Source organism: Candidatus Hydrogenedentota bacterium (assembly GCA_013359265.1).
Classification (GTDB): Bacteria; Hydrogenedentota; Hydrogenedentia; order Hydrogenedentales; family SLHB01; genus JABWCD01.
The window spans coordinates 68,618-81,519 of sequence record JABWCD010000030.1; the positions used below are offsets into that span (position 1 = coordinate 68,618).

Sequence of the window (12,902 nt, forward strand, 5' to 3'; positions counted from 1 at the left end):
GAGCTGGAGCGGCACGCCGCTTACTTGAGCGCGACCTGCCCGTACGCCATCGTGTCGCCCTTCCCGTTCACGCCGATAAGGTCGATCGTATCGCCCGCGGCGTTACCCGCCCGGACTGACGCGAGAAGGAAGCTCCCAAAGGGAGTCTTGAACGGAACCGGAATTCGCCGGGTCGGAACGACGTTTGGGTAAATGGGCAGCAACTCGTTCCGCGGCGATGCGCCCGCGACATAGGCCAGCGCGTAAACCTCGCCCGTCGATGCTACGTGGAAGCGGGCATGCCCCACGTATTCCTGGTCCGATCGCGCCACAAGCACGTGCCTCCCGAAGATGGCGCCGTCGCGAACAATCGCGAGGTTTAGACTTGGAACCGTCGATTTTCCGGGGAAGAATCTGTCGCGCATCAGCGCCGATCCCACCTCCGATTCGGTGTACATGATGTACGCGTCGCCATTCGGCGCAACCCAGAGGTCCTGGTTGGAAATGTGGCCCGCCGTCGCGTCCACATTGGCGATCTCGATCGGCTCGATAAACGGATCGCGTGCGATGTCCTTGTTCGAGGCATAAAACAACCTGCGAAAGACGTAGTCCCACGCCTGCCCGGTCTGTTCTTTCTTGTACGCGCGCCATTCCTCGATTGGTTCGACGATATCACCCACGGCGAGAATATGGCCACGCCCGTTCTCCAACGCGACCTGCGGATAACAGCCGCGAACGGGAAAAGTGACCTGGCCCCTCGATAAGACGGTCCCCTCCATTGCGAGCAGGCAGTAGTGCTGAACGCTGGTTTGGGCGTCAATATTAAACATCAGAATGCGCCCCGCATTCGCGTCCGCTGCGTAACCGCGGTAGGAATGATCGGTAAACGTGGGCGTGCCGATCCACGAGGGCGCGAGTTTCGCGGGTGATAGTGGCGCAGCATTGATGTCGAACGAGAGCAGGTGCGGTTCGCACGCGCCGTACTCGGTGCCCGGCGGCATGATCGAGGGATTGACGTACAAGAAAAGCCGCCGCGCCGCGTCGGTTGTCAGAACGGTTGGCTCGCGTTGTTTGAAGTCGGGCGTTTCCGCGACGACGCTCCAGCCGCCTTCGCCACGCTCGAGGAGTTTCCACCGCGTGTTGCACAACCGCGGCACGCCTTCGCCGGTCTCCATCTGCGCGACGAATACACGATCGCCCACGCGCGCTATCGGGGAACACCCGTAACTCCACAGCGGGCCCGATCCATTGTTCGGATTCGTAAAGGTGTACACATCTTCTTCCGCGACGACCTTTACCTCGACGGCGCCGGCGGACACGATGGCTGCCAGCGTCATGAGCGCAATTCGCATCATGCCTTGTCGCACGCCTTCTGCCAATTCTCCAGCCCCTTCTTCATGTGCGGCACTGGGTCGCTTTCGTGCTCCTCGTATTCGAGCATGATGGGGCCGCTGAAGTTAATCGCCTTGAGCGCCTTCGCAACGGCGACAAGGTCCATGTCGCCTTCGCCGACGATCTGCTCCTTGCCGCCAAGCACCCAGTCCTTCAAGTGTAGCGAATGCACACGCTCGCCCAGCGCCGCGATCACTTCGTGCGGCTTCTCGCCCGACCGAATCACGTGGCCCGTGTCGACGCACGCGCCCACAAGCGCGCTCGAACCCTTCACCGCCTCGATCGTGTTCGAGACTTTGTCGTACCGCGCGCCCGGACCGTGGTTGTGTATTCCAATCTTAATGTTGAACTCCTTGCACAGCGCATCGACGATCTTGAACGCATTTCCTTCCTTCTCGACGTCGGCGGAGATCACCTCGAGCCCGAGCGCCTTTGCGAACTCGAACTTCTTGCGGTTTGCCGCTTCGTCTTGCCCGAACCCTTCGACGCCGTATACGGGCACGGCGATGGCGGTCGACGCGATTAACGCCTTGATTGCGGCGAAACCGGGATCGGAGGCGTCCGGCTTGAAATGCACGCTGCAGAATTCCATGTTCGACAGGCCGAGTTCTTTGAGCTTCTCGATGGCCACCGCCGGATCCTTGAAATACCGGAAACTGTAACTCTGCGATCCCATACGGAACCCGCCGTACTTCGGCGACTCGTCCTCATCCTTTTTCGCGGCGAGCGCCTGCCCAGCCCATGCCACTGCGGGCAGCGCCGCCGCTCCCGCCACAAGAAATTCGCGCCTGTTCACCATTTTCATTTTGATTCTCCAAACGTTTGTCGCGCTCTCCCGTCGCACGCCTGCGCGATACAGCCCAGTGAAAGCTACGCCCTTTGTCCTTTCACCCACCTACCCCGCGCCACTCGCGGTCACATACTCCCGCGACCGCACCACGTAGCACGCTAACGCCAAAAACAATGCGGACGCAACGGCCAACGCCGTAATCGAGAACCATCCCGAGACGGGATACACCGCCCTCATCAGTTCGGGCGGCAGCTCGACTTTTTCGACTTCGATGCGATTGAAGGTCACTTCCGGCAAGAGCCGCAGAACATACTTTTGCAGCGTAATGAAATCCGCGTAGCCCGGCAACGCCGCGACGAGTTTTTCCCATCCGAATATGAACAACGCGGACACCACGACCGGGTGCTTTGTAAGCGTGCTCATTGCTACACAGAATGCGCCGTACGCGACCAGCGCAACGAGGACCAGCAGCGAGTACCGCGCGAACAATCCAAGGTAGTCCGCGAAGGCCAATCGGTTGAAATACGCGCTGCTCGCGAACGTCAGCGCAAATGAAACCAAGATCAGGATTGCCGATACAAAGACGAATGCGGCGTACTTGCCGAGCACAATTGCCGAACGCGGCGCAGCCCGTGCAAGCAGCAACGGCAACGTCCGCGCCTCGATTTCTTCTGAGAAAAGCGAGCACCCAAACACCAACGCCATAAGCGGTGTGATCGTGAGCACGTACAAGAACTGCGCGACCGCATCAACAATTTCTTCCGCGTAGGTCGGCGATTCGGACGGGTTGTATGCGGCCAATAACGGGACGAAGGCAGGAAGCGCGATGAGGAAGGCGATCAACCACGTACGGCGCCGCCGCGCGTGAAGGTACGTGGAAAACGTCGCGACGGACACAAATACGTTTAGAAACAGCCCCACGGCTACTTGGCCTTCGCGTCTGGGCTGGTGAGCGCCGAAACAAGCAGCGCCTCGAACGCGTCGCGGTCTTTCCAGCGCAGGGCGCACCGCACGGGACGCCCTTTCTCGTCCGGCATAGTGTTGCCCTTTTCGTCAATCGAAAGGTGCACCGTTTCGATTTCCATAAGGCTTTCGTCAAACGTCAAATACGCCGCCGCCGTGTCGAACAGCACGCTGCTCGATTCGGCGGGATGGTGTTTCCGATTGGCCCAGAGTTCGTAATTCTCGATCGTTACCGAGGCGAGCGGGTTCGTCGAGTTCTTCACGGCGAGATAGGGCGGGCCCGCCAGGCGCAGCGTGCCGCAAATGTCCAAGGGCGCCATCGTAATCTCCCACGGCGCCGCGAATACCGCTTTCGCCGCCAGGACGTCCTTCACCACGTTCCATTCCGGACTGCGCTCCGGCTTGCCGTCGTAACCGACGTATACGCTGCCCGCCATCAGCACTACCCGCGCCTTCTCCGAAATCGACGCGTCACGCTCGAGCGCCGCCTTGATGTTCGTCTGCGGGCCGATTACACACAAGGTGGTCCGATTCGGCGATTTCTTGACGGTGTCAATCAATGCGCCGACTCCGTCGTCGATAACCGTGCCCTTGTACTGCGCCAATTGATAGTCGCCCAGCCATTGCGCTTGGTGAATCTTGTTGTCGCTGTTCTTCACGCCTTTCGCAAGAGGAATATCCGCGCGCCCCATCTTTTCGAGAATTTTCGCGACGAGGCGCGTCTTTGTCTCCGTGTCATCGGACGCAGTCACGATCAGTCTTACGTCCACCTGTGGCGAACCCAGAAGCATCGCCAAGGCCCACGTATCATCGATGTCGTCGCCCAAATCGGTGTCGAGAATCACGGGCACGGGCGCAGCAGCGGCGGACAGTAGAAATGCGGATGCGAGGAGACTGGCAACCATTCGCAGATACTCCAACGTTGACAGGGACTCACTACTCTCGCTCAGGCGGCAGCAATTTCGCAAGCGTCGCTTCGAGGTTCGCACCTGCCGGCTCCTCGCGAATGACTACGACAAACGGGTGCCGTGCGAAGACGATTGGATTGTCGGGGATCGGCTGCCCCGCCACGGCTTCCGCAACCACCAGGAGTTTTCCGGCCGACTTTGCGATGTCGAACACCCGCCGGTCTTCGATGCGGAGGATATCGAGAAACAATTCCGGCCCTTTTGCACGAACGCCCTCGTCAAACCGGAAGTAGTTCCCCTCGGGTTTGGGCGCGGGCTCCAGCGTCTCGATGGAAACACCTTCGCTTCGCAAGTACGCAACGAGATCGTCCGCCACCTTAATCGGCGGTGCGGACGTGCATGCCGGCAGCATCACTACGGCGGACACAAAAGTTGCGGCGACCAATCGATCTCTCATTGTTTCCATCGGTCTCATCCACACGCGAGTGCTCACCTCAGCCCTGCCAAATCGAACACGCCAAATTGGCTGTCCTCCACGCTGCCGAGGAACAACTTGCCGTCATACTCGTTTGCGCTCGTCACTGGGGCAAGCGATCCGCCGGGACCTTGCAGGTTGTGAATCACTTTGCCGCGCGCGTCCAAACCCAACACAAACGAGTAGCGCACCGCGGCCGGGTGCATCGCTTTCGGCAGTTTCCACACCACGCGCCGCAGCAATGGATACGGCGCCATTCCGTCCGCGGCGGCGTTACGCGGATTTGCCAGCGCGAGCCAAAACGTGCCCTTGCCGTTGGAGGAAACGTTGTCGGGGAAACCCGGCAGGTTGTCGATAAACACGTCCCATGTGTCTTTCTTGTCTCCGGTCAACCAGTAGCGCAAAACGCGGTACTTCCATGTTTCGTTTACCAGCGCGAACGATTCGTCCGGGCTCAGTGCAACGCCGTTCGCGAAACACAAATCGCCGATTAACTTCGTTGTCGTCTTCGTTGCAGGGTCGTACTTCAAGAACTTTCCGTTCCCACGATGCTCCATCAAGTCCGCCAGGTAATTTGGTGCATGAAACTTGTACGAGGCGTCGGTGAAGTAGATTGTGCCGTCCGTCGCGATCGCCAAGTCGTCCGTGAAACCAAACGGCACGCCGCCCTCCTCCGTGGAAAGCGTCGTGATCTTTCCTTCCGGATCGATCGACAGCAGGCCCTTGTGCGCATCGCAGACAATCAGGTTCCCTTGTGCGTCAAACTCCATTCCAAGCGGCCGCCCCCCGGTATTCACAAGCAACTCCGTCTTTAGTAGATCGCGAGCAATTCGAACAATCGAGCCGTTGGCCAGGCCGGTGTAAAAACGCCCTTCCTTGTCTCGCGCAATATCTTCCGGCCCCAGGAGCTGTCCTCGGAAACGAAGCTCAATCGAATCCAGCACATTGTTTTGAGCAAATTGGCCGGTTAGTGAAGGCGCTTCTGGCGGAGTCCACGCAATGGGATCGATTTCGGATGGTCCGAATATGAGCCATGCGAGTACCGCAACGATGACCAAGCCGAGTACCACGGACGCTGTGCCACGCGCGCGCCGTCCTTCAGCGTCCGCATTGGACTGTTCCATCGACACGAAAGATCACCCCTTGTACGTGGAACGGCCGGCGTCCCCGAACGGTTCGTCGCGCTCGCGCACGGCCTGTTTGAATCCCGCCTCGCCGGCGCGCCGCTGGAAGGCATAACCCTCCGGCGTGTGCCGGGTGATTCCATCGAACACAGAACCGAGTATCTGTGTCGTGTGCAGACCTTGCGCCATGAGGGACTGGTTCAGCAGCAGCTTCATCATTATGAGCTGGTTGATGGGCAATCGTGCAATTCGCTCGAGGAGAGCTTCAAACCGTTCGTCGAGTTTGTCCGCGGGCGCGGACTCGGTAGCAAGCCCCCACTCGACGGCCTCGGCTCCGGACAAACAATCGCCGGTGAGCAGTAGCCGCTTCGCCCGTGCGATTCCCAGCCGGTACGCCCACAGCGACGTCGTCGGCGACCCCCACACGCGCGCCGGCGGATACCCAATCTTTGCCTTATCTTCAATGATGATCAGGTCCGAACACAGGGCCATGTCGGTGCCGCCGCCGACACAGTAGCCGTGCACCTTGCACACGACAGGCTTGTCCGCGTGGAACAAACTCATGAAACCGCGGACACACCGCGACGTGAGCGCGTAGTCGATCATGGGGTCCCACGGTTTCGACGGGTCGTGGTTCGCGCGCTGTACATCCGCGTCAAAGATTGTGCCCGCAACCGTGCCAGCTTGTTCGCCGGAATCGCGGTGTTCCGCCGTCAGCACAAGGTCGTATCCCGCGCAAAAGCCCGAACCGTTCCCGGACAGCGCGATGACGTGCACGGACGGATCGAGGCATGCCTGCTCGACAAAGGCCGCGAGTTGGCCCGGCATTTCGAGCGTAATCGCGTTGCCGCGCTCCGGCCGATTCAGCGCAATTCGGGCGATTCTCCCCGTTGCTCGGTAGGCAATAGTCATTGCCCGAACTGCCGAAGATGGTGATCGAAATGCGCCGCGTGAAACTTCAGCCAACGCGTCGGCCCGATATTGCCAAAATACGGATGATGCGGCGGAGAAAACTCGCCGGCCTTCACCTCTGCGAACAGGCGTTGGATCGTGGCCTTCAATGTCTCAAAGTCGCCCTCCGGAAACTTTGGCGGCGGTTGCTTCTTGCTGCGCGGGAGTGGAACGTTCTTGGGGAACTTCGCAATGCCATTCAGCAGCAGCGGAGCATAGATGTACTGCGTCTTAAAATTGCCGCGAAACGCCAGGAGCGGCGTTTCGCCCAGGGTGTACAGCAACGTGGAATTCACGTGCCCAAGCATTTGCGCGCCCGTGAACTTTCCCCACAACGGTTTCGCGTCGGGCGCCACCTTCGCAAACCGATCCAAATAGGTCTGAACGTTCGACTCCGACAAAACAGGCATGGTATGACCCTCCACCGCTGGACCGATATGCTACCGGGAAACGAGGAGAGAATCGAAACCGCCGGGGCGGTTCGGGAAACCAATGGAATGCGAGGCGTCCGAACGTCCCGAGATGTGTTGATGGGAACCGGCCGGCCTCATGAGACCGCCTGTTCGATTGATTGACTGGGCCACGCCGGGTCACTAGACTGAGGTTTGCAGTAGCGGACGAGGGTTGCGTCCGTTCGGGAGGGTATTTACCATGAAAAAAGTACTCGTGCCGCTTGCGGAAGGTTTCGAGGAAATCGAAGCGATCACAATCATCGACTTGCTGCGGCGTGCGGACCTGAATGTCGTCACCGCAAGCCTGAGCGACAAGAACGTGAAGGCCGCGCACGGAGTTACCGTGCAGGCGGACAAGACGTTGGACGAAGCGCTGCGGGACGACTATGACATGGTGGTGCTGCCGGGCGGGATGCCGGGCGCCGACCATCTCGATAACGACAGGCGCGTGCATGACGTGCTGCACAAGATGGCGAACAGCGGGAAATATGCCGGAGCGATTTGCGCCGCGCCAAAGGTGCTTGCGAACGCGGGTCTGCTCAAGGGCAAGAAGGCAACCAGCTATCCCGGCTTCGTCGATAAAATGGGTCTGGCGGACGTGACATATACCGGCGCGCCGGTGCAGTGCGACGGCAAGATCATCACAGGGCGCGGACCCGGTACGGCGATGGATTTTGCGCTGGCCCTGGTAGAAGCGCTGGAAGGAAAAGACAAACGGCACAGCGTCGAAAAGGCGTTGGTGCGGAATTAGTTTGAACTGCGGGTTTTCCAACTCGCCAATCCGAAGCCTAATCACGGGCGGGGCGCCCGTGCTCCGTTGAGGTGTTGTGGCGAAAGCGAAGTCACATGTTCCGGAAGGGTTTCAGACCGTCGTTCCTTATTTCCATGTCGACGGCGCAACACGTTTCCTGGCGTTCTTGCGGGATGCGTTTGGCGCGACTGAGACGTATCGGTCGGTGACGCCGGAGGGGAAAATCATGCACGCATCCGCGCGGATCGGCGACTCGATGATCGAAGTATCCGATGCGACGCAGCAGTGGCGCGCCATGGCGAGTGCGATTCATTTGTACGTGCCGGACACGGACGCGGCGTATGCGCGGGCGCTTGGCGCCGGGGCGACGACACTCTACGAACCGGCGGACATGTTCTACGGGGAGCGTTCCGCGGGCGTGACCGATCCGTTCGGCAACAAGTGGTATATCGCCACGCACGTCGAAGATATACCGCCCGCGGAGATGGAATCGCGGCAGAAAGAGTTTGCGAGGAAACAATCGCAGCAGGGCCAACAGCAGTAATGCAAAATTGGGCGCGGCGCCGGTAACTCGGCGCCGGCGAGTGCAGGAGCGACACATGTTTTACTCGGGAATATCGGACGAAGCGGGAAAGACCATCGATGCGCAGATTGCGGCGCACCGCGAATTGGGCTGGGACCACCTCGAGTTGCGGCTGGTGAACGGCACGAACCTCACAATGGTGGGCGACGAGCTGTTCGATGAGGTTGCGAATAAGGTGAACGCCGCGGGTATGAAGGTCTCATGTTTCGGCAGCGCGATCGCGAATTGGGCCCGGCCCATCACTTGTGACGCGAACATCGATGTAGAGGATCTTGCGCGCGCGATTCCGCGCATGCACCGGCTCGGCACGCCGTTCATCCGCGTGATGAGTTATCCGAACGATCCGAAGCATCCTGTCTCCGAACCGGAATGGCGCGCGGAAGCCATCGCCCGGATGAGGGTGCTCGCCAAAATGGCGGAGGACGGCGGTATCACGTTGTGCCATGAGAATTGCAGCGGTTGGGGCGGGCTGTCCGCGGAAAACAGCAATATCCTGTTGGGAGAAGTAAACAGCCCCGCGCTAAAGGTCGTGTTCGATACCGGCAACCCGGTCACGTACGGACAGGATGCGTGGGATTATTACCAGACCGTCTACAACGACATTGTCTACGTCCATATCAAAGACGCGAAAAGGACCGATGGCGAAGAACTCTACACGTACTGCGGCGAAGGAGACGGATACGTGCCGGAGATCGTGTCCGATCTGCTTGCCAAAGGGTATGACGGCGGCTTTTCGATCGAGCCGCACCTGGCCGCCGTGATCCACACGGGCCAAGGCGCACCAAGCGAAGAAGCGCTGCACGATTCGTACGTCGAGTACGGGCGCCGGTTCATGAAAATTGTCGAAGGGGCAAGCGCGCACAGCGCGTAAACGGGAGGGGAATGGACGATGTCGAAGGCACTGCGTTGGACGAAGATCAGGGCATTTATTGGGGCCGTGTTCGCGGTTGCCGTATTGATCGGTTTTATCGCGGTGGGGGCCGCTCTCTTTGGCGTGCGCCTGCCTGTCCTTAGCGCAATTACTGACGCGTTCGGCATTGGCGCAGGCCAGTAGCCATGCGGCCGTTTGCCGTGCTGAGCGTCCTGTTCTGTCTTGCGTCACTTGCCGCGGACGACATCCCGCCGTATTCGGTCCAGCCCTACGTGCGCCAACGCTTCGACGAGGTTGGCAGGGCGCTGCGATTTCAGGGAACGTCTGCGACGGACGTGGCGACATGGCGCGCCGCATCGAGGGGAAAGCTCGAACAGCTTCTCGGGTTGGACACGATGAAACCGTGCGACCTCGACCCGAAGATTACAGAACGCGTCGATTGCGGCGATTACATCCGCGAGCGCGTAGAAATTCGGACGGAGCCGGGAATCGGTATGCCGGTCTACGTGCTGGTCCCAAAAACGGGGCAGCCGCCATTTCCCGTTGTGATATGTCCGCACGGGCACGGCGGCGGCGGCAAGGTGGCCGTCGCGGGGGTCGCGACGGAGCCGAAGGTCGCGGACGCGATAAAGAACTTTCACTATGACTACGGCGTTGCGTTCTGCAAGGCGGGATGTGTTGTGGTTTGCCCTGACGCGCGCGGATTCGGCGAACGCCAGGAAAATGCGGCGAAAAGCGATCTCCGCAATTCCTCGTGCCAATGGATCAACCAGATGGCGTTGCCGCTCGGCCAGACCGTCACGGGGATGTGGGTTTGGGACCTCAAACGCGCGGCGGATTATATCGCCACACGCGCCGACTGCGACGTGAACCGACTTGGGTGTGCGGGCTTGAGCGGCGGCGGGCTGCAAACGTTGTGGTTCACGGCGTTGGACGATCGCGTCAAAGCGGCCGTCGTCAGTGGATACTTTTACGGCGTCAAAGAATCCCTGCTCGAAATGCACACGAATTGCTCGTGCAACTACGTTCCCCATTTGTGGGAAAACGCGGACCACGGCGATCTCGGTTCGCTCATCGCGCCGCGCCCACTCATGATCCAGACCGGCGACGAGGACAACCTCAACGGCGCGAGCAATCTCGACAACGTCAAACCGCAGATCGACATCGCGCGCCGCGTGTACGACCTGCTCGACGCCGGCGGGAATCTTCGTCACGATGTATTTCACGGGCCCCATCGGTGGGACTCGACCAATGCGGTCCCGTGGTTGGTAAGAACGCTGGCGAAGTAGTCCGCGGGCCTCTACGATTCTCTCGATCGACGTCAGTTGCGCGCCGGAAAAATGCGGCAGGGAAGTGCGCCGCGCAGGGCGCAGTTTGACCGATTCTGAGGCCCTTTGTTATCATTACGGTCTACTCGGTGGGCGGCTAGCTCAGGTGGTTAGAGCGCCGTCTTCACACGGCGGAGGTCACAGGTTCGAGCCCTGTGCCGCCCACCATAGTCCTACCTTTCGCCGCACGCTTCATTGGGGTGAAGATTCGCGGCGGGAAAGTCGGACAACTAACAGCGAATACACGTCGAACGGCGGTATCGTGCAATGCGCCGCCTTACCCTTGAAAGCAATGGCGATGGCTATCTCTGGGTTGTCGGGTGAGCGCACGCTGGCGGATTGCGGCTTCCATCCCGGCGGAACCGGCACGGCTACTCTCAATGGGGCCGGGGAATGCGCCGATACGCTCTCGCCAGTGACGGATACCGCGTAACGCACCGCATGCACGGTCAGCGCGCCTTGTTTCCGGCCAAGCCGCTCGTAGACCACCGTCCGAATACCGGGCGCCGATGCCGTGACTGAGAGGTCTTCTCCTGCCAGTTTTGTCAAGGCCGTTTGCAGCGGCGCGGGCTCTCGCGCATTTTTCGTCTCGGCAACGATTTCGCCCGCGCGTTTCGCGAATTCCCCGGGGTCGAGTATGTCCAGCGCAGCGATACTATCGAGCGCCTGTCGCGATACCAGTTCTTCCAGCGACGAAACGTGCAACGTCCCGGAAGCGTTTTGCGCCGCCGCGTCGTGCAGTATTCGCCGGTGCTTGGCATCCCGTTCGTTGACGCTGTAATCGAACATCGCACAGTCGCCGGCGGTGAGCAGCTTGCCCCCGTTCTTCACGAATTCCGTAATCGCCCCGATGTGATGCTCTTCCATGTATTTCACGTTCGGGACTATCAGGACGCGATACGCTCGAAGCGCCGACGCCACAAGGTGCGACTTGGAAAGTGCAGCGAACGGTATATGCGCCGAATACAGTTCTTGCGCTGTCGCGAGCGCCTGGCGCAGGTGCTCTTTGTTGTTATACCGAAGTTCATCGTACGCGAGGACCAGCCCTACCGGCGCAACCAACGAGAACCGTTCGAGGACGTCGCCGTTCGCCTCGAAAAAGTTCCTCCATTTCCGGCGGATTTCGGGATGCTGCATGTCCGGCTGCACAAACGCGCCGCCACCGCCTGCCGCGCATTCCGCGAAGCCAAGATCGATTTGTTGCGGCGTCGCCGCGTAACCGTGCACGACGGGACGGATGCCCAGCATCAGCGACTGGTTGTATTGGAGCGAGTAGCCGAAGGGTACATCCGCCCCGAACAGTCCCGACGGATGCGCCTCCTCGAACATCACCCACTGTGTCGCGGGCTTCCACACTTCAATGTCCTTACCGCTCTGTGCGCGCCCCGCTGCGCCCCTGACGCGCGAGATTGCCCCCCAGTTCGCGACTGCAATGAACTCCAGATTGTGCGCGTGCGCTGCGGCCTGGATGCGATCGAGGTAGTTTCGCATGGATTCCTGCCAGAACAGGTGGGTCGCCGCGTCGCGGAACGTACCCTGCGCGTCCCCTTGCCACAGCGGCTGAATCGCGCCCATGGAGTGGTCATCGCCTAAGAGCGCCTCGGCGTGCTTGCCGCGGTAACGCCGTTTGAGGAATTCGGCAAATCGCCGCGCACACTCGTCGTGATGGCATTCGACGATGCAGTCGTCCACGAACACGCCGTCGTATCCACACTCCGCCACAAGCCGGACGACGGCCTCGTGGTACCGGCTCCAAGCCGGTTCATTCACGCACGGTCTATAAAGCCAAAGCGGGTAGTTCGGCTCGGGGGCCCAGGCGCCGAACGACTGACGCTCGCGCTGCATCCAGCGAATCGGGTCACGCGAGGGTTTGCCACCGATTCCGAGGGACGCATAGTCGTCCCAATGGTCGTAGAACGACCAGAACCCCTGGCGGCTCGTGTGATCTCCGCCAATAATGGCGGGGTTTATGTAGCAGACAACCCGCTGAACGCCGGCCGCGTGCAACTCGTGAATGAACGTACGAATCCTGTTGCGCCGTTGGCGTATCGTCTCAACGGGGACCAGTTCGGGCTTGAATCCGCTGTAGTCTGCGGTTGGGCCGAACACGCTGTTGAGCGGCAATACATGCCCAAGGTGCAATACACTGGGAGGCGCTTCGCGAACCGATTGCAGAAACCCGGGATCGTCCATTACATTGGCCGAAACCGCTGTTACGTATGTCATCGGGGCCGTCGTAACCGCAGGCCCCGAGGCATATGCGAACGACGATAGTGCCGCCACGAATGCGGCCCGGCGGACAGACCGGTGTCCAAATTGGAAACCGTACCTGCGC

At 60.3% G+C, this 12,902-nt stretch carries 14 protein-coding genes and 1 tRNA gene; 6 read left to right on the top strand and 9 right to left on the bottom strand.

Annotated features, from left to right (window positions below):
• Nucleotides 1-20: 20 nt before the first annotated feature.
• The 8 genes from HUU46_21665 to HUU46_21700 form a co-directional block, all read right to left on the bottom strand.
• On the bottom strand, nt 21-1,334 hold the full coding sequence (locus HUU46_21665; GenBank protein ID NUM56256.1) for a hypothetical protein: 1,314 nt from the start codon (nt 1,332-1,334) through the stop codon (nt 21-23).
• Nucleotides 1,331-2,176, bottom strand: coding sequence for a sugar phosphate isomerase/epimerase (locus tag HUU46_21670; GenBank protein ID NUM56257.1), 846 nt, complete (start codon nt 2,174-2,176; stop codon nt 1,331-1,333). The genes HUU46_21665 and HUU46_21670 overlap by 4 nt, the downstream gene beginning before the upstream one ends.
• Before the next feature lie 90 nt (nt 2,177-2,266).
• Complete coding sequence (locus tag HUU46_21675; GenBank protein ID NUM56258.1) at nt 2,267-3,082, bottom strand: ABC transporter permease; 816 nt, start codon at nt 3,080-3,082, stop codon at nt 2,267-2,269.
• Between the two features lie 2 nt (nt 3,083-3,084).
• A complete protein-coding gene (locus HUU46_21680) occupies nt 3,085-4,029 on the bottom strand; it encodes a nucleoside hydrolase (protein NUM56259.1) in 945 nt (314 codons plus the stop codon).
• A 31-nt stretch (nt 4,030-4,060) separates the two neighbouring features.
• Nucleotides 4,061-4,498: a hypothetical protein gene (locus HUU46_21685; GenBank protein NUM56260.1), complete on the bottom strand. Its 438-nt coding sequence runs from the start codon at nt 4,496-4,498 to the stop codon at nt 4,061-4,063.
• Nucleotides 4,499-4,521: 23 nt separating this feature from the next.
• Nucleotides 4,522-5,631 (bottom strand): SMP-30/gluconolactonase/LRE family protein, encoded by a 1,110-nt coding sequence (locus HUU46_21690; protein NUM56261.1) that lies wholly within the window; start codon nt 5,629-5,631, stop codon nt 4,522-4,524.
• 12 nt (nt 5,632-5,643) lie between these two features.
• Nucleotides 5,644-6,543, bottom strand: a complete 900-nt coding sequence (locus HUU46_21695; protein NUM56262.1) for a crotonase/enoyl-CoA hydratase family protein — start codon at nt 6,541-6,543, stop codon at nt 5,644-5,646.
• Nucleotides 6,540-6,992, bottom strand: a complete 453-nt coding sequence (locus HUU46_21700) for a DUF1569 domain-containing protein (GenBank protein NUM56263.1) — start codon at nt 6,990-6,992, stop codon at nt 6,540-6,542. Before HUU46_21700 ends, HUU46_21695 begins: the two co-directional genes overlap by 4 nt.
• A gap of 241 nt (nt 6,993-7,233) precedes the next feature.
• Here HUU46_21700 and HUU46_21705 point away from each other — a divergent pair, with 241 nt between their 5' ends.
• The 6 genes from HUU46_21705 to HUU46_21730 all read left to right on the top strand — a co-directional run bounded on the left by HUU46_21705 (nt 7,234) and on the right by HUU46_21730 (nt 10,735).
• Entirely contained in the window at nt 7,234-7,785 is a 552-nt protein-coding gene (locus HUU46_21705; GenBank protein ID NUM56264.1) for a DJ-1/PfpI family protein, read from the top strand.
• Nucleotides 7,786-7,861: 76 nt separating this feature from the next.
• Complete coding sequence (locus tag HUU46_21710; GenBank protein ID NUM56265.1) at nt 7,862-8,329, top strand: VOC family protein; 468 nt, start codon at nt 7,862-7,864, stop codon at nt 8,327-8,329.
• Nucleotides 8,330-8,384: 55 nt separating this feature from the next.
• Entirely contained in the window at nt 8,385-9,239 is an 855-nt protein-coding gene (locus HUU46_21715) for a sugar phosphate isomerase/epimerase (protein NUM56266.1), read from the top strand.
• Nucleotides 9,240-9,257: 18 nt separating this feature from the next.
• The gene (locus HUU46_21720; protein ID NUM56267.1) at nt 9,258-9,422 is read left to right on the top strand and encodes a hypothetical protein; all 165 of its coding nucleotides are present in this window, start codon (nt 9,258-9,260) and stop codon (nt 9,420-9,422) included.
• 2 nt (nt 9,423-9,424) lie between these two features.
• Nucleotides 9,425-10,528: a hypothetical protein gene (locus HUU46_21725; protein ID NUM56268.1), complete on the top strand. Its 1,104-nt coding sequence runs from the start codon at nt 9,425-9,427 to the stop codon at nt 10,526-10,528.
• A gap of 130 nt (nt 10,529-10,658) precedes the next feature.
• Nucleotides 10,659-10,735, top strand: a tRNA-Val gene (locus HUU46_21730).
• A gap of 24 nt (nt 10,736-10,759) precedes the next feature.
• On the opposite strand, the gene HUU46_21735 is transcribed toward HUU46_21730, so the two are convergent.
• Nucleotides 10,760-12,793 carry a hypothetical protein gene (locus HUU46_21735; GenBank protein NUM56269.1) on the bottom strand — a complete coding sequence of 678 codons (2,034 nt, stop codon included), beginning with the start codon at nt 12,791-12,793 and terminating at the stop codon, nt 10,760-10,762.
• Nucleotides 12,794-12,902: the final 109 nt, after the last annotated feature.